Source organism: Bifidobacterium pseudolongum subsp. pseudolongum DSM 20099, assembly GCF_000771225.1.
GTDB classification, from domain to species: domain Bacteria; phylum Actinomycetota; class Actinomycetes; order Actinomycetales; family Bifidobacteriaceae; genus Bifidobacterium; species Bifidobacterium pseudolongum.
On the sequence record NZ_JDTZ01000012.1, the window covers coordinates 12,378 to 29,542 of the forward strand.

Sequence of the window (17,165 nt, forward strand, 5' to 3'; positions counted from 1 at the left end):
TCCCTCAGTTCGTCTTGTCCGTTGCGCCGCCGGCCGTCTCGCTGGCCTGTGTGTAGCCCTGCGACTGACTCGATTGCAGGCCGAGCTGTTTGCGGTAGATCTGCCAGTAGCGGCCGTGCGCGGCGACCAGTTCCTCGTGCGTGCCGCGCTCCACGATGCGCCCGTGCTCGAGCATGAGGATCAGGTCGCAGTCCTTGACCGACGAGATGCGGTGCGCGATCGTCACAATGGTCTTCGTGTCTTCCAGATCGGCCAGATGCTGCTGGATCTTCGCCTCGGTCTCCATGTCCACCGCGCTCGTCGTGTCGTCCATGATCAGGATCGACGGGTCGTCTGCAATCGCGCGCACCAGGCTCAAGCGCTGCTTCTGGCTGCCCGAAAGCCCGACGCCGCGTTCGCCGACCACGGTGTCGTAGCCTTCGGGCATGCGCTCGATGAAATCGTCGGCGCCGGCGATGAACGCGATGCGGCGGATGTACTCGGGGTCGGGCGTCTGCCGGCCGCCGAGGGCGAAACCGATGTTGCCGCCGATCGTGTCGGAGAACAGGAACGTGTCCTGCGCCACGACGCTCACCTCTTCGCGCAGCGTCTTGAGCGGCCATGCGCGCGCGTCGACGCCGTGGCGCTGCACCGGCGCGTGCTCGGCGAGCAAGGGCACCTTATGCCATGGTGGCCCGACGACCTGCCGGATTTCAACGGCCCGTGGCTCGCCTACGGCCTGCGGCACAACCACGCGACCGCCGAAGCGGTCTACCCGGATGTGGCCGCGCTCATGGACGGCAACGAGCATGTGGAGTATCTGGCCGTCTGGCGCCGCGGCGGCGTCGACTCGATGTACTTGCAGCGTGGGCATGGCGCACATGTGCGGCAGGTGTTCCCCGACCCCGGTCAGCCGGACCATGCGCCCGGTGTGCGCCCGTGGACGGTCGAGCATGTCGACCCCGACACCGTGCGCCTCACCGTGTCGGACAGCGACCGGCCGTCCGCGCGCATCTTCGCGGTGAGCTACGACGTGCGGTGATGCGCGCGTAGACTTGCATCCATGAGCAAAAAACACCGCGACCGCAATTGGGCGCCCGCGCCTCAGGCCCTGCCGGCCGACGCGCACGTCGTCGACAACCATACGCATGTGGCCTCCGTCGTGCCGTTCTCGCGCGCGATGAGCCACGAGGCGCAAGCCAAAGGGCAGCCCGAAGTGCCTGTCTACAGCGTCGATGAACTGCTGCATCAGGCGCAGGAAGTGGGCGTGGAGGGTGTGATCGACTGCGGCTGCGAACTGCCGAACCTCATGACCGCGGTGGACATGGCGCGCGAACACCCGGGCGTGGTGCATGCGGCGATCGCGATCCACCCCAACGAATCCGTGTTGCACGGCCACCGCGGCGTGCCCGGGCCCGACGGACTGCCGTTGCGCTACAAGCCGTGGCACGATGTGGACTTCGACGACGCGATCGCCGAAGTGGACCGCATCGCGCGCGCCTATCCGCGCCAGGTCGTGGCGATCGGCGAGACGGGCATGGACCTGTTCCGCACCGGCGAAGGCGCCAAGGAGCTGCAGCGTGAGGCGTTCCGCGCGCATATCGCGATCGCGAAGGAACTCGACCTGCCGCTGCAGATCCATGACCGCGACGCGCACCGCGAAGTGATCGAGACACTGCTCGCCGACGGCGCGCCGCGGCGCACGGTGTTCCACAGCTATTCCGGCGACGCCGAGATGGGGCGGATCGCGCGCGAACACGGCTGGTATCTCTCGCTTTCCGGCACGTCGAGCTACAAGGGCAATGACGGCATCCGCGAATCGGTGCGCATCGTGGGGCTCGACCATGTGATGGTGGAGACCGACGCGCCGTACCTGACCCCGATGCCGTACCGCGGACGCACGAATGCGCCATATATGATTCCATACACTTTGGATTCCCTCGCCCAATATCTTGATCTGCCGATCGATGAGGTGGCGCGTGCGACGCGTGCGACGACGCGCGAGGTGTATGGGGTCTGAACGCGGTGTGTTGATTGGGTTTTGTGGACATATTGTGATGTTCTGAACGCGAATTGATACATCAAGGAGTATCCTCGGCCATTGTTCGCGGCGAATATGCTGTACGCAAAGTGTGGCCATGTCGGGCCATGGGAGGCATTAGCGTTCCCTAATGCTGTATTTAAGGGCGGGGATTGGCCCCGCTGTTGAAAGGACATCGTGATGGCTCAACGGCCTGATGACGAACAAGATCCGTTACTCTCGCAGACTGGGCAATACACCCGCGCCCCCAAGGTCTCGCATGAGGTACTCACCAAGCAGGAGCGCGAAGAGCTGCTCAAGGAACGCGCCGTCAAACAGCAGGCGGCACAGCGGCTCAACCAGCCATGCGCGGGCGGGCCGATGGGCCGGTGGTGGCGCAAGCTGCAATCGGGGCCGGACAAGGTCACGCTCGCCATGTCGATCGTGGCGCTCGGCGTGGTGTATGGGGACATCGGCACCTCGCCGCTCTACACCATGCAGACCTTCCTCGCCGGCCAAGGCGGCGTGACCCGTGCGGACGAGACCGCCGTGATTGGCATGCTGTCGCTCGTGTTCTGGACGATGACGCTGATCACGACAATCGAGTACGTGGTTATCTGCATGCGCGTGGACAACAAGGGCGAAGGCGGCATCTTCGCGCTGTATACGCTGCTGCGCCGATACGGCGGCTGGCTCATCGTGCCCGCCATGATCGGTGGCGCCGCGTTCCTCGCCGATTCCGTACTCACGCCGGCCATGTCGATCAGTTCGGCGGTCGAAGGCCTGCAGACCCTGCCGGCGTTGCAGGGCGTGTTCGCCTCCAACCCGAACCTCATGCTCATCATCACCCTCGTGATCATACTGGGCGTGTTCGCCGTGCAATCGCGTGGCACCGAGCGCATCGGCAAGGTGTTCGGCACCGCCGTGCTCATCTGGTTCCTGTTCATCGCGGTCACCGGCGCCATGAGCATGGCGCACAACCTCGAGGTGCTGCGCGCACTCAACCCCGTCTATGGCATGCAGTTCCTGCTCAGCGGCGACAACCATGCCGGCCTTGCGCTGATGGGCACCGTGTTCCTGTCGATCACCGGCGCCGAAGCGCTGTATTCCGACATGGGCCATGTGGGCCGCGGCAACATCTACGCTACATGGCCGTTCATCAACCTTGCGCTCGTGCTCTCGTACTTCGGGCAGGGCGCGTGGATCATCCGCACGCTCGAGGACCCGGCGTATGTGCAGGAAGGCGGATCTCCGAACCCCTTCTTCGCCATGCTGTCCCCGGAATTGCGCTATGTGGCGGTCGTGCTCTCGGTCATAGCCGGTGTGATCGCCTCGCAGGCGCTGATCTCCGGCGCGTTCACAATCGTCTCCGAGGCCACGCGCCTCAACTGGATGCCGCATCTGCAGGTGCGCTACCCGGCGCGCACACGCGGCCAGCTGTACATCCCCACCGTCAATGTCGTGGTGTGCGTGGCCACGGTGGCGGTGCTGCTGATCTTCCGCAATTCGGAGCGCATCGCGGCCGCCTACGGTCTGGCGCTCACCGTGACGATGGTCATGACGTCAATCCTCGTCACCGTGTACCTGTGGCACAAGCGCATGCGTGCGGCCGCCGTGGTGTTCGCCGTGGTGTTCCCCACGATCATGCTCCTGTTCTTCGTGGCCTCGATGGCGAAGTTCATGCACGGCGGCTGGTTCACCGCGCTGCTCACGCTCGCGATCCTGACCGTGATGGTCACTTGGAACGAAGGCACGAAGCTCGAACGCGCCCAGCGGCGCCACATGCAGCCCAACGACTGCCTGCCGGTGCTGCAGCGGCTGCACGACGACGCCACGATTCCGTATTATTCCGACAACATCGTGTACCTGACCTCGGATCAGGACATGAAACGCATGGAGACCGACGTGTTCTTCTCGATCTTCGCCAACCACCCCAAGCGCGCGCACGCCTGGTGGGTCGTGTCGGTCGAGACGACCGACGACCCGTTCACGCGTGAATACACGGTGGAGGATTACGGCACAGACTACCTGTTCCGTGTGCGCATCCGCCTCGGGTTCAAGGTCTCGCAGTCGATCCCCGCATACCTGCACCAGATCATGCATGACCTGCTGCGTACCGGCGACCTGCCCCAACAGACGACCCGCTACCCGAAGGTCGACGCCGACCCGAAGATCGGCCCAATCAAGTACGTCCTCATCCACAAGGCCCTCATGCCGGAATCCAAGGTCTCGGCGAAGGGGGCGTGGGCGCTGCGCATCAAATACGCGATCCGGCATGTGGCCGGCTCGCCGGTCAAGTGGTTCGGCCTGGCGCCCTACAATCCGGTCACCGAAGTGCAGCCGCTCTTCCTGTCCACGGTGCGCCCGCCGCGCCTCAAGCGCGTGGGCTGAGCGGTCCCGGCCGACCGTCCGCGTTTATCCGCTAGCCACGGGCGGCCGCCTAGTGCGCCCCGCACAGCTGTTGGTGTCTAGCCCGTAGACGCCAACGGATATTGGCGGGGCTCCAAATGGATGGATTTGGCTGGTCGCTAGTCACGGGCGGTCACTTATTGCGTCCCGCACAGCCGTTGGCGTCTAGCCCCTAGGCGCCAACGGCTGTTTTCATTGGTATTCCAACGGTCTTGTGGCGGGTACAAGCAAAACCGATAGCGAAATCCTGAGAATCGGTGGCGGGAGGCGTGTGGAGCCGTTACAGTAAACGACTATGTGCAGATTACTGGGATACGCCACCGCGAATGTCAATGTGAGCCTCGACGAGGTGCTTGGCATGCGCGAGTGCGCCGCGTTCCGTGATCTGAGCGAAATCCACAACGATGGCTGGGGCGCCGTGCTCATCAACGAACCCGGCCACGCGGCGCACGTCAACGACGGCGGCGCGCCCTCGCCGGAAACGGGTTCGGCGCTCTACCGCAACACGATCGCCGCGCGGTACGACCCGATCTTCAACGAGCTCGCACATGCGCCAGCCCGTGGCTCCATCTGGCATCTGCGCCTCGCGAGCTCGAACCTGCCGCTCATCCTCGAAAACCAGCAGCCGTTCTTCGCCAGCGGCCTCGGCTTCGTGCACAACGGCGACATCTCGGATGCGCAGGGCCGCAACATCACCACGAACCGCGCCTACCCGATCGACCAGAACCTGGTGCAGTCCACGGGCGGACGGTCTGATTCGGCCATGTATTTCGCGATCGTGCTGCAATACCTGGGCTTCGGCTTCGCGCTCGAGGAGGCGCTCGCACAGGCGGTGCGCGAACTGCGCGCCACCTACCCCGATTCGAGCTACAACTGCATGATCCAAAGCCAGGACCAGTTCATCGCCCTGCGCGCGGAAAGCGGACGCCCCACCGCGCAGGCGATCGTCGATATTTACGCCCGCTACGGGCGCGAAGACGAGGCGGGCGACTACAGCGTGCTGCACTACCGTGAGCTCGGATCCAAGCAGGGCGAGCCGAAGGGCGTCGTCGCGGCGAGCACCGGCTTCGAGCAGCCCGCCGAAGACGGTTGGCGCGAACTGGAGAACAACCACATGATCGTCGCGTCGAACCGCACCGGCGCATTCCGCGTGCGCGGCATCTGATTCGTCGCGTTCGCACAGGGGGTAGAGAGCCCATCGCAGCGCGACTACGATGGGCAACATGACAGGAATCATCCCCACCGTGGACCAAATCGAGGCGCTCCACCGTAAACTCGCGCCCTCCGATGCCGCATACGATCTCATTCACACCCACTGCGTGATCGTCGCGCAGATCACCCGCCAGCTCATCCACCGCCGCAACGCGCTGTTCATGCGCCGCTGCACACTGCCGGCGGACGCGCCCGAACGCACCGGCGAAGCGGCGCAAGGCGCGTTCACCGTGCCCGCGACCGACGGCGTGACGGGCGGCGTCATCCCGCCGCGCTACCTCGACGCAGGGCAGGCCGTGCTCGGCGCGCTGCTGCACGACATCGGCACGTACCGTGTGCTCAAGAATGACGGCTCGAACGGCGAGCCGCTCACCTTCGACGGCCCGCACTATGTGCAGCACGGGCTCATCGGCTACGACCTGCTGCTCAACGAAGGCTACGACGAATCGATCGCGCAATACGCGCGCAACCACACCGGCGTGGGGTTGACGCGCGACGCCGTCATACGCCAGGGCCTGCCGCTGCCACCGGACGATTACGTGCCAGTGAACCTCGAGCAGGAAGTGGTCATGGTGGCCGACAAATACCACAGCAAGTCGGTGCCGCCCAAGTTCCTGACCGCCGACGCCTACGCGCGCAAGGCCGCGCGGTTCGGCGAAGACAACAAGGAGCAGTGGCTCGACCTGGTGCGCACCTACGGCGAGCCGGACGTGCCGGCGCTCGCCGAGGAATACCACATGCGTCTCGTGGACTGAGGCGCCGCGCGCTCAGTGCGTCAGGTCGATCGTCTCGTCCATCGCGGCCGCCACATGCGGGTCGGTCGTGACGACGATGACGGTGCGCCGCTTCGACTCGCCGTGCACCTGCGCGCGCAGCAGGTCGAGGATGTCTGCGGCGTCGGCCTCGTCCAGTGTGGCCGTCGGCTCGTCGGCGAGCACGATGTCGGGGTCGGTGGCGATCGCGCGCGCGACCATGACCCGCGCACGGTCGCTGGCGCCGAGCGTGCGCACGAGCGCCCGTGAACGCTTGTCCTGCGTCGCGTCATCATCGCCGCTTGGCGCGAAGCCGACGCGCGTCAGCAGCTCCTGCGCGCGCACGGCGATCGGCTGGAGATAGTTGCGGTTCGACGCATCCATCACGTATGCGAGATTCGCCGCAGCGCTCAGGTCGCCACGCAGCGCGAACTGCTGCAGCAGCACGCCGATGCGGTGCCCGCGCAGTTCGAGCGGCGTCAGGTCGTGCAGCGGCGTCGATTTGGTCATCACACTGCCTTCGGTGGGGTGCGCGAAGCCGGCCATCAACGCCACAAGCGTGTCGTGCTGGCGGGTGTCATGCGCGTCGACGAGCACGCCGTACGATGTGCCGGCCTCGCACCGTATCGACAGGTCGTTCCAGATGTGCTCGCCGGTCTTCGCATCGGTCACCGTCACGCCGCGCATCGAGAACATCGGGTAGGCACGGAACACTGAATCGTCCACGTCGTCCGCGCTGTCCTCTTCGTCTGGCTCGTCGAGCGCCGCCGCGGCGGTGTTCGCGGCAGCTTCCGCCTCCTGTTCATCCGGGTCTGCATGGTCCGCGTCGGTTGTGGCGGTGGCGGGTTCGGGGACGGATACGTCTGTGGTGTCTATGGTGTCTGCAGTGTCTGCGTCGGTGTCGTCGTCGTATTCGATCGTATAGCTCATGCCCGGCTCGGCCGACTCATCGGTCATCAACTCGTCGAGCTCTTCCACGGCGTCGGTGCGCTCTTGCGGTTCGCTGCGGTGCTCCTGATTGCTCATCACTGCTCCTTGGTGGTCGGGTCGGCGGAATTGAGGTATGGCGAATGCGCCAGCTGCGCGGTGCGGAACAGCGCCACGCGCACGCCCGCGATAATGGCGAGCAGCAGGCACGCCAACAGCGCAATCCATGTGACGTTCCACAGCACGCCGCCGTGCATCGCGATCGTATGGCCCTGCGCGAGCTGCGTGGCGAGCGGATTCGCGGTCCAGCCGCCGATCAGCAGGCCGAGCGCCACACCCACCACGGTCTGCAGCAGGATCTCCAGCATGAACTGCCATGCCATGCGCGACTTCGTGACGCCGACGGCCAGCCCATAGCCGATCTCTTCGCGGCGCGGGCACACCTCAAGCAAGGTCAGCAGCAGCGCGAGCGCCCCGCCAACGCCCCACAGGCAGATGAGCATGATCTTCGTGGTGTCCGCCAGCTTGTCGAGCGGTTCGAGCGAGCGCTCGTAGGCGGCGATCGTCGGGGAGCTCACGGCGAACCCTTCCGGCAGGTCGGGCTTCAGCGCGCTCTTGAACTGTTCGTACGCCTGTGGATTGGCCAGCGTGAACACGATGTTGATGTCCGGTACGGCCCAGCCGGAGCCTTCGGTGGTGTCGAGTCCCGAAGCGGCGAAGTCGTAGTAGCTCGTGTAGATCACATTGTTGCGGTTGTCTTTGGCGAATTGCGCGTCATCGCCCTGCACGCCCTGCGGCGTGCTCGTATAGGTGTAGATGCCGCCGACGGTGAACGTGTAGGTGGTCTTGGCGTCGGCCGGGTTGCCGACGGTGATTGTGCTCCCCACCTTGAGGTTGTTCTTCTTCGCGAGTTCCTGCGAGATCAGCACGTCGCGCGCCGTCACATCCTGATAGTTGAGCTTGGCGCCCTCCACGACCTTGAACGAGCCGTATTCGTTGGCGGCCACGGCCGGTTCGTTGTAGAACGAGGTGAGGGTGAAGTCGCCGCCGGTCTCGTTCTGGCCTGCGCCGGACGTCTCGCCGGTCGTGATGGCCTTGAAGGAACCGGTCGCGCGCACCGGCACCGACGCCACCACGGAGTAGTCGAATTGCACATGCTTGGCCTGTGCGGCAGCGCCGAGCACGTTGTATTCGTCCCATGTGATGTAACGCTTTGTCCAGCCGGCGTCGTCGCCATTGCGGTCCTTGAGCGCCGCGTCCGTCATGCGCACCACGGCCTGCGGTTTGAGCGCCTCGTACCCGGCGCCGTGCGCGGCGTGGTATTCGTGCATCACCGCGGCGCCGAAAACCGACCACATGGTCACGAGCAGGCCCACAATCACCATCAGTGCCGTGCGCCACGGGTGGCGGCGCAGTTCGGCCCATGCGTTCTTGGCAACAAACATCCGGTGTCTCTCCTGTGTCCGTTCAATGTGTCAATTGTTCCATCTGTTGTCTGGTTCTACTCAGACCGGCTGAAAAAAGCCTGAACGCGCGCCCGTTATCCACAGTCGGCATGGCCGTTGTGGATGGGCGGAGTGTCGTCCACTTATCCACATTCTTCACTCTGCCTGTGGTGTGGGCGTGCGGGGCATGGGAATGTGGCATCCATGCGCGCTGGCCGCCACGTGAGGCGCCGGCGCGCGCAGACACGCAACAAGATGCAGCCATGCAACAGACAAGGAGCACACCATGCGCACACCATTCACCATGGATTCGGCGGGATTCCTCGCACTGCTCGACGCGCTCGAGCGCAGGTTCAACGAAGTCACGGCCGCCGCGTCGCTCTCGTTCGCCGGCATCGACGGCGACCTGTACCCCGTGGTCCAGCCCGCCCGCGCGGGGGAGGAAGATTGCGCAGACCGCGGCGAATCCGCGGCCTCGGCGGAAAGTGCGGACCGCACGGACAGCGCGGCCTCGGCAGAAAGCGCACAGTCCGAATCGGTCGAATACCACACCGCGCCGGCCGGATATACCCCATGCACCGGCGCGCGCTGCGACCGTACGCTGCGCAGCCCGGCCTCCACACCGCTCTCGTGCGATTTCCACGGGCGCACCGGTGCGTTCCACGACGAGACGTTCGACCCGCAGCTCGTCGAACTCGCGTCCAGCGCGTTCGGCTCCACATGCTGGGCGTCGCTCATGTGCGTCGCGTCGTTGGGCCTCGACGCCGCGCTCGTGGAATGCGCGCGGCAGTTCCTGATGCACACGTCGATCATCGTGCGTCAGAAAGGGCTCGCCGTCTGGCTCTACGACCTGATCAACGACGCCACGATGGCCATGCTGCTCGGCCAGACGAGCGCGCGCATGCCCGTGACGATCCGTCCGATGAGCCAAGTGCAGATCTCGCGCTGGCTGCACGGCAGTGGGGTGAAGCGTTTTGGCTCGCAGCAGCAGCGCGCCGCGGACCGCGCGGAATACGGCAACCAGGCGCACCGGCTCGCCGCCTACTGCATGCTGCGCTGGGGCGCTCCAGCCGCGTCGAGCGCACAGATCGCCACCATGCTGCTCACCAACCCCGGGATAGGCATGTGCATGCTGCGCGAAGACCCGAACGTGCGCGCACAGGGCGCCTGCACCGACACGCGCTACCGCCGCGTCGTCGAATACCTGCGCTCGCTGCGCGCACAGGCCGACCTCGACTACGCGCACGCGCTGAAAATCGGCGATGTGCCATGGCTCTCACCGGACGGGCACACGGCCGTCACGATCGCCGCGGACCGGCGGTACCTCCACGACACTGGCCGGCTCGTGCACGCCTACCGTGCACTGTGGGACCGCGAGACTGCAGACCCCGCGCAACTGCTGATGGCGGTCGAAGAGACACGTACACTGCCCGAGGAACCGCTGTGGGAGAATCCGGTGTATCTGCGCGACCTCGCCGACTCGCTGATGGGCGCGGCGCTCGCCGAAGACCTGACGGTGGGGTTCCAGCAGCGCGACCGCGACCGCTTCGACCGCGGGGTGCGCATGCTCGAGCACATGGGGGAACAGGTGCGCGCGATGAACGTGCTCATGCTGCCGATTGTGGCGATCGACGAATGCGAGCCCGACTGGAACGCGGTCGCCGCGCGCGGATACAAGGCACGCACTATGCAATGGCGTGCGTTCTGCGACCGGTGCGACGACCTGGCCACTGTTGTGCTGGTCCAGCTGCAAGGCCAAGGTGACGGGTTCCATGTGCGCGCCGCGGCGACCCTGCTCAAACAGTCGCTGCCCGAGTACTGCGAGCTGGCGCTGCCGCTGTTCGAACAGGAGATCGAGCGGCTCGCGGCACGCGAACACAATGCCGCGGATGCAAGTGCATGCGGGCAGGAGCGGGAAGGCGGTGCGGTGCATGTTGATATGGCTGCCTGACGAATGCTATGTGCCGGTGGGGGACTGGTGCGCGTGCACAACTCCGCCGGTTGCACTCTGCGACGAGTGAATGCGACGGCCGGTGTTCGCCTAAGGGTGATTACCGGCCGGCCACTGAAATTCTACGACGGCGATTATGCTGAACGTGAGTACCAGTATCCGTTGAGTCGTCGAGATGTTTGGGGTTGGTGTATGCCATCGATACAATTTGCGAACGTTCTGTTGGAGACGAATCCGCGTTCCGTCAGCTTTCCGAGCCTGTACTGCGAGTCCGACCAGCCAGTGGTCTTCGACGCGCAACTCGGCGATTGGGTGATGTACGCGCAGGGCGTGTATGACTTCACCACTTATTTCAACGCCCTGTCGGTAAGCAAACTGCGCACCTACACGAGCATGCGCTCCGCGATGCTCCATCTCGAGCTCAAGGGCGCCGCGTGCACGGTGCAGCAGACGATGGGGGATGCGCTTGCACATGAATCGTTGCTCGTGGAAGGCACCGACGTGACTGTGCCGGCCTCGGACGACTGGCAGGTTGTGGATCTGCCACTCGTCATCACCGACACGATGGTGCTCGTCGGCTTCAAGATCGTGACCGAAGGCCAGGTGGCGATCCGCAACAGCCACTACGTGCTCGACGTGGAAGATGATTTCAACGAGGTGGAGCTCGCTGTGGCCACCACCACGTTCAAGAAGGAAAGCTTCATCATCAACAATATCGGCTTGGTGCGGTCGCACATCATCGAGTCCGGTGACGACATCGCCAAGCACTTCCACATGTATGTGATCGACAATGGGCGCACCCTCGACGCCATGGCGCTCAGCGGCGACCGCATCGAGGTGATTCCGAACGAGAATGTCGGCGGCGCAGGCGGTTTCACGCGTGGCATGATCGCCGCGATGCGCCAGAAGCCGAAGGCCACAAATGTGCTGTTGATGGATGACGACGTGGCCGTCTCCCCCGAAAGCATCAAGCGCACCTACAACCTGCTACGCATCCTCAAGCCGCAATACCGCGAGGCGATGATCAGCGGCGCCATGCTCAACTACGAGGTGGGCGAGGACCAGTGGGAAGACACCGGCTTCATGACGAAGGACGGTATCTTCGCGCCTTGCAAGCCACCGCTGCGCCTGACCCTGTTCGAAGACATCATCTTCAATGAAATCCATGAGATGACCAAGGAGATCACGCCAGACAACCATTATGCGGCGTGGTGGTACTGCTGCATCCCGATTTCCGTGATCGAACGCAACGGCCTGCCTCTGCCGTTGTTTGTGCGGTGCGACGATGCTGAATATGGCATCCGTTGCAAGACCGACTTCATCACAATGAACGGCCTGTGCGTGTGGCACATGTCGTTCCACAAACGGTACAACCCTGCGGTGGAACGCTATCAGACCACGCGCAACACGATGATCGCGCAGGCCGCGGCCGGCATGGCTCCACACGCCGACTTCATGCATGAACTGCACCGCAACATGCAGCTTGAACTCAAGAAGTTCGGCTATGACAACGCCGAGCTGTGCCTTGACGCGTTCGAGGACTTCCTCAAGGGACCGAAGTTCATCGGCACCAAGGGGCAGGCCGAGAAGAGTTTCATGGCCGCGAATCAGCATAAAGAAAAGCTCTATGATCTTGACGAATTACAAAAACTAGCTGATGCTGATGTGGATCTTGCTGGATTTGATATCACGACAATCAATCGTCAACTTATTGATAGCGATAAGCCGCGCAAGACAAGACAGCGTCTTCGGGACTATCTGACTGATAATGGTCAGCGCCTTGTCAGGACTGATGGTGACGGTTATGCCGTGATTCCGTTAATTGGGTGGGCATATCCTGCCGGCGTAATTCGGGGTAAAAAGAAGCTCATCGTCATTGACTGGTACAACCGAAAAGGGGCCATCCGCACTAAGGATTCGGATCGTTATCAGAAAATCCACAAACGCTATCAACGCGATCTTCGGTACTATAAGGCAAACATTGACCGTTTGCGTAAGGAGTATCAAGAAGCGTTCCCACAGCTGACTTCTATGAAGTTCTGGGAAAATTATTTAGATCTAGACTGACGTTTGACTCACATTCTTCCGGTACGCCGAGAGTAAGGACACAACGAGTGCATACTTTGACTCAACGATTGCATGACCGGTACGGGTATGCAATGACTGTGCTACGAGGTTTGGTGAAGACGGATTTTAAACTACGCTATCAAGGCTCATTCTTGGGCGTTGCTTGGTCCGTACTCAAACCGTTGATGCTGTTCTGCGTCATGTACATCGTCTTCGGCAAGTTTTTGCGTATGACCGATGGCACGCCGACGTATCCTGTGGTGCTTCTGCTGGGCATCAGCTCGTGGCAGTTTGTCACAGAAACTGTCGGTATCGGCTTACGGTCAATTGTCGATCGTGGCGACCTATTACGCAAGGTACATTTCCCTAATTACATTGTGGTGGTCTCGGCTTCGATAGGATCGCTCATTTCGCTCGGTATCAACTACCTTGTCGTACTTATCTTTGCATTGTTCGCTCACGTGGAGTTCACATGGCGCGTGCTGTGGTTGCCGCTCAATGTAGTGGAACTGTATGCTATCTCACTTGCCATTGCACTTATATTTGCAACTTGCTATGTGTATTTTCGTGATATTTCACATATTTGGGAAGTGTTGTCACAGCTTATTTTCTACTGCATGCCTATCATCTACCCGCTTTCATTCGTAATTGAGCGTGGGGGGGTGTACGCGAGGGTCGCGCGGTTGGAATTACTCAATCCTATTGCACAGTCCATTCAAGATATCCGGCACAATTTCATCGCTCCAGCTTCTCAACCGACGATTTGGAACACTTTCCACTCTCCTTGGGCGAAGTTATTCCCATTTGCATTGACGATTTTGCTACTCTGGTTCGGCATTTATATCTTCCGTCGGAACAGTCGCAAGTTTGCGGAGGTGATGTGATGTCCAGCAAAACCATGCATGAGGAAAAGGCAGTCATCAATATCAAGAACTACCAAGAACAGCCAGTCATACTGGATGTGAACCATGTGACTAAATCGTTCAAACTCCCCACCGAACAGGCGAGCGGACTCAAGCAAGCATTCATTAACTGGACCAAGGGCATCAAAGGTTACGAACTGCAACAGGTGCTTAAGGACGTCACCTTTCAGGTGCATCAAGGTGAGTTTTTCGGTATCGTGGGCCGCAACGGCGGTGGCAAATCTACACTGCTGAAGCTCATTTCGCAGATTTATTATCCGGATGAAGGTTCTATTGATGTACGTGGAAAGCTTGTGCCATTCATCGAACTCGGTGTCGGTTTTAACCCTGAACTAACAGGCCGTGAAAATGTGTACCTCAACGGAGCATTGCTCGGTTTTTCGCATGATGAAATCGACGCGATGTACGACGACATCGTTGAATTCGCCGAACTTGAGGACTTCATGGACCAGAAACTCAAGAACTATTCGAGCGGCATGCAGGTTCGTCTCGCATTCTCGGTGGCTATCAAGGCGCAAGGCGACATCCTCGTACTCGATGAGGTGCTAGCGGTCGGTGATGAGGCGTTCCAGCGCAAATGCGATGATTTCTTCACCAGTATTCGTAAGGACCCAACAAAAACCGTCGTGCTGGTGACACACGATATGGGAGCGATTAAACGATATTGTACGCGAGCTATGTTTATTCAAGATGGTGAAGTGGCAGTCATCGGTGATCGTGAGACTGTGGCGGAACGTTATACCCTCGCCAATCTTGAGGCTCAGCAGCGTGAAATAAGTGAAAAACAGCATCGACAGCTTGAAGAGGGCAGGCAGGAATACCCCAACGGTTTGAGTGCAAGGTGTCCCGTACTGCGTACATATGGTATTTCGCCGCTCATGCTGACAAGTGACGATACTTTTCGTTTTGCAGTGGAATATGACTACAATGAGCCGGAAGATTTTTACTTGGCGATTGCAGTGCATGACATTCGTCGTGGCGGTATCACATTTGATACGGGTCCACGCAAATTGAAGATGAAGAAACACGGCCATCAAACTGTGTATTTCGAACTTCCTCTACACTTGTTCAATAATGGTGAATTTCGTCTGATTACATCCCTGCGCACGCCAACTCCTGGAGACGAGTTGATGACGGACGCCGTGGGCATAGCGTTGGATGACAATGCGTGCACTTTTGTAGTTCGAGATCCGCGCAATATGGATTATGCACTCATTAACACGCGTTCGTTGCAGATTCAACAAATCACTGAGGAACAGGCGCAGACTGCCGCTGAAGAACAGAGAGATGAGATTCAATCTCGTACTGATGGTTCACCTCGTGAAGAGATTATCCCTGAATAAACATAGGTTTTGTCGTCAATACACAGTAAGTGAGGAACCATGGCGTCGATTCGTTTCGCGAATGTGCTGCTGGAATCCACCCCGCGCGCATTGCATTTCCCAACCCTGTATTACCGAACGGACACGCCGTTCCGCCCCACGGGCAAGGACGGCGCGTGGACGCTCGCCGAAGGCGGTGTGGTCGATTTCACCACATACTTCAACGCGCTGTCGGTCATCAAGCTGCGCCGCTACACGCGTGCGACGGCCTACCGGTTGCGCCTGCAGGTGAAAGGCGCGCCGTGCGCCATCACGCAGACGCGAGCCACGCGTTTGGGTCTGGAACCGGAAACGCTCGACGAGACGGCCGTGGCACTGCCGCAGACAGCCACATGGACCGACGTCGTGCTCGACCTGACGGACGATGAACAGACCGTGCTCGCTGGATTCCAACTCAGCGCACAAGGTGCCGTCTCGATGCGCGACGCGTACTACGAAGTCGACATCGAGGGCGACCCGCGCACGGTTGATCTGGCAATCGCCACAACGACGTTCCGCAAGGAGTCATTCATCCGCAAGAACATGCAGCTCGTCAAGCGTGAGCTGCTCGATTCGCACACCGACATCAGCGAGCATCTGACGATGCACGTCGTGGACAACGGCAAGACGCTCGATCCGAATGAGTCGGGAGACCAGCGCATCACGATCAGCCCGAACGAGAACGTGGGCGGTGCCGGCGGCTTCGCACGCGGCATGATCGAGGCAATGGAGCAGTCCACGCCCGCCACGCATGTGCTGATCATGGACGACGACGTGGAGGTCTCGCCCGAAAGCATCCGCCGCACCTACGAACTGCTGCGCATGGTGAACAGCGAGTATGAGGAGGCATTCGTCTCGGGCGCCATGCTCAACATCGAAGACACGCAGCTCATGCGCGAGGACACCGGGTACATCAGCCCCGAACTCGGTGTGTGCGTGCCGGCGAAACGCCAGATGCTCGTCTCGCAGTACCTTGATGTGGTCGACAACGAGGCGTTCAACGAAGAGGAGTCGATTCCCGCCGACGCCCACCGCTACGCGGCGTGGTGGTACTGCTGCATCCCGATGAGCGTGATCCGCCGCGTCGGACTGCCTCTGCCGGTCTTTGTGCGCTACGACGACGTGGAATACGGCATCCGCAGCCACCCGAAGTTCATGACGATGAACGGCATCTGCGTGTGGCATGCCAAGTTCGAGATCCGCTACAATGCCGGTGTGGAACGCTACCAGAGCACGCGCAACGGTATGATCGCGCAGATGATGACCGGGCTCGCCCCCGATTTCCATACGTTCCTCAAGGGCCTGCACCGCCAGATCGACCTGGAGATGCGCAAATTCAACTACACCGACGCCGAGCTTGCGCTCGACGGCTTCGAGGACTTCCTCAAAGGCCCGAAGTTCATCGAACAGCCGGTTGCACAGGAGCGTTTCATGCGCGCCAACCGCCTCAAGGAGCAGACCGTGCCGTTCGATGAGCTCAAAAAGCAGGCCGATGAGCAGGGGCTCGCTGATTTCGACCCCGATCACCTCACGCGCCAGACGGTCGAAACCGACCGGCCGCGCTCGCTGCAGGAACGCGCATTCGACTTCGTGACGCACAACGGCCAGCGGTTTGTGCGCGACGGCCAGGAGGGACAGGCCAGCGGCGCCGATTATGCGATCATCACGCATGACGGCTGGGCGTATCCGTCCGGATCGATCCATGGCAAGAACACCATCGTCTCGATCGACTGGGCGAGCCGCAAGGGTGTGATCCGCCACAAGGATGTGAAGCGCTACCGCGAGATTGTCAAGCGGTACAAGCGCGACGTGGCGTATTTCAAGAAGCACCGCAGCCGTTTGGAACGCGAATACCAGGAAGCCGCTCCGAAGCTCGAGTCCGTGGACTTCTGGAAGCGGTACCTTGGCATGGCGTGATGTACGACACGCCATGACTTGCCATTCCATGTGAGGTGAGTTATCTTATTCAAGTTGCGTTGCATACGTAGTATGCGTGCACGTGGAGGATTCGCCTAGTGGCCTATGGCGCACGCTTGGAAAGCGTGTTGGTGTAACAGCCTCGCGAGTTCGAATCTCGCATCCTCCGCCACCAAACCCCGGAACCCACGGTTCCGGGGTT

Annotated in this window: 12 protein-coding genes, 1 tRNA gene and 1 pseudogene; 11 read left to right on the top strand and 3 right to left on the bottom strand. The window is 61.4% G+C overall.

Annotated features, from left to right (window positions below):
* Positions 1-4: 4 nt before the first annotated feature.
* Positions 5-619, bottom strand: a pseudogene (locus OU02_RS09075) (ATP-binding cassette domain-containing protein); the annotation flags it as partial.
* 42 nt (positions 620-661) lie between these two features.
* Between OU02_RS09075 and OU02_RS09080 the strand changes: the two are divergent.
* From OU02_RS09080 to OU02_RS07445, 5 genes are all read left to right on the top strand, one after another.
* Positions 662-1,021, top strand: coding sequence for a hypothetical protein (locus OU02_RS09080; protein WP_033489651.1), 360 nt, complete (start codon positions 662-664; stop codon positions 1,019-1,021).
* A gap of 21 nt (positions 1,022-1,042) precedes the next feature.
* Positions 1,043-1,999, top strand: a complete 957-nt coding sequence (locus tag OU02_RS07430) for a TatD family hydrolase (protein WP_033489652.1) — start codon at positions 1,043-1,045, stop codon at positions 1,997-1,999.
* A 201-nt stretch (positions 2,000-2,200) separates the two neighbouring features.
* Positions 2,201-4,390 (top strand): KUP/HAK/KT family potassium transporter, encoded by a 2,190-nt coding sequence (locus OU02_RS07435; protein ID WP_033489653.1) that lies wholly within the window; start codon positions 2,201-2,203, stop codon positions 4,388-4,390.
* Positions 4,391-4,703: 313 nt separating this feature from the next.
* A complete protein-coding gene (locus tag OU02_RS07440; RefSeq protein ID WP_033489654.1) occupies positions 4,704-5,573 on the top strand; it encodes a class II glutamine amidotransferase in 870 nt (289 codons plus the stop codon).
* A gap of 58 nt (positions 5,574-5,631) precedes the next feature.
* The gene (locus OU02_RS07445) at positions 5,632-6,375 is read left to right on the top strand and encodes an HD domain-containing protein (protein WP_033489673.1); all 744 of its coding nucleotides are present in this window, start codon (positions 5,632-5,634) and stop codon (positions 6,373-6,375) included.
* 12 nt (positions 6,376-6,387) lie between these two features.
* Here OU02_RS07445 and OU02_RS07450 read toward each other — a convergent pair whose 3' ends face one another.
* Both OU02_RS07450 and OU02_RS07455 read right to left on the bottom strand, forming a co-directional pair.
* Positions 6,388-7,398 carry an ATP-binding cassette domain-containing protein gene (locus tag OU02_RS07450; RefSeq protein ID WP_051918286.1) on the bottom strand — a complete coding sequence of 337 codons (1,011 nt, stop codon included), beginning with the start codon at positions 7,396-7,398 and terminating at the stop codon, positions 6,388-6,390.
* A complete protein-coding gene (locus tag OU02_RS07455) occupies positions 7,398-8,744 on the bottom strand; it encodes an ABC transporter permease (protein ID WP_033489655.1) in 1,347 nt (448 codons plus the stop codon). The genes OU02_RS07450 and OU02_RS07455 overlap by 1 nt, the downstream gene beginning before the upstream one ends.
* 286 nt (positions 8,745-9,030) lie before the next feature.
* Here OU02_RS07455 and OU02_RS07460 point away from each other — a divergent pair, with 286 nt between their 5' ends.
* The 6 genes from OU02_RS07460 to OU02_RS07485 all read left to right on the top strand — a co-directional run bounded on the left by OU02_RS07460 (position 9,031) and on the right by OU02_RS07485 (position 17,135).
* Positions 9,031-10,695, top strand: coding sequence for a hypothetical protein (locus OU02_RS07460; RefSeq protein WP_051918285.1), 1,665 nt, complete (start codon positions 9,031-9,033; stop codon positions 10,693-10,695).
* A gap of 192 nt (positions 10,696-10,887) precedes the next feature.
* Positions 10,888-12,762, top strand: coding sequence for a glycosyltransferase family protein (locus OU02_RS07465; RefSeq protein WP_033489656.1), 1,875 nt, complete (start codon positions 10,888-10,890; stop codon positions 12,760-12,762).
* A 92-nt stretch (positions 12,763-12,854) separates the two neighbouring features.
* Complete coding sequence (locus OU02_RS07470; RefSeq protein WP_051918306.1) at positions 12,855-13,646, top strand: ABC transporter permease; 792 nt, start codon at positions 12,855-12,857, stop codon at positions 13,644-13,646.
* Positions 13,646-15,028 (top strand): ABC transporter ATP-binding protein, encoded by a 1,383-nt coding sequence (locus OU02_RS07475; RefSeq protein ID WP_033489658.1) that lies wholly within the window; start codon positions 13,646-13,648, stop codon positions 15,026-15,028. The genes OU02_RS07470 and OU02_RS07475 overlap by 1 nt, the downstream gene beginning before the upstream one ends.
* A 39-nt stretch (positions 15,029-15,067) precedes the next feature.
* Positions 15,068-16,963, top strand: a complete 1,896-nt coding sequence (locus OU02_RS07480; RefSeq protein ID WP_033489659.1) for a glycosyltransferase family protein — start codon at positions 15,068-15,070, stop codon at positions 16,961-16,963.
* A gap of 84 nt (positions 16,964-17,047) precedes the next feature.
* Positions 17,048-17,135: transfer RNA gene (locus OU02_RS07485), tRNA-Ser, on the top strand.
* Positions 17,136-17,165: the final 30 nt, after the last annotated feature.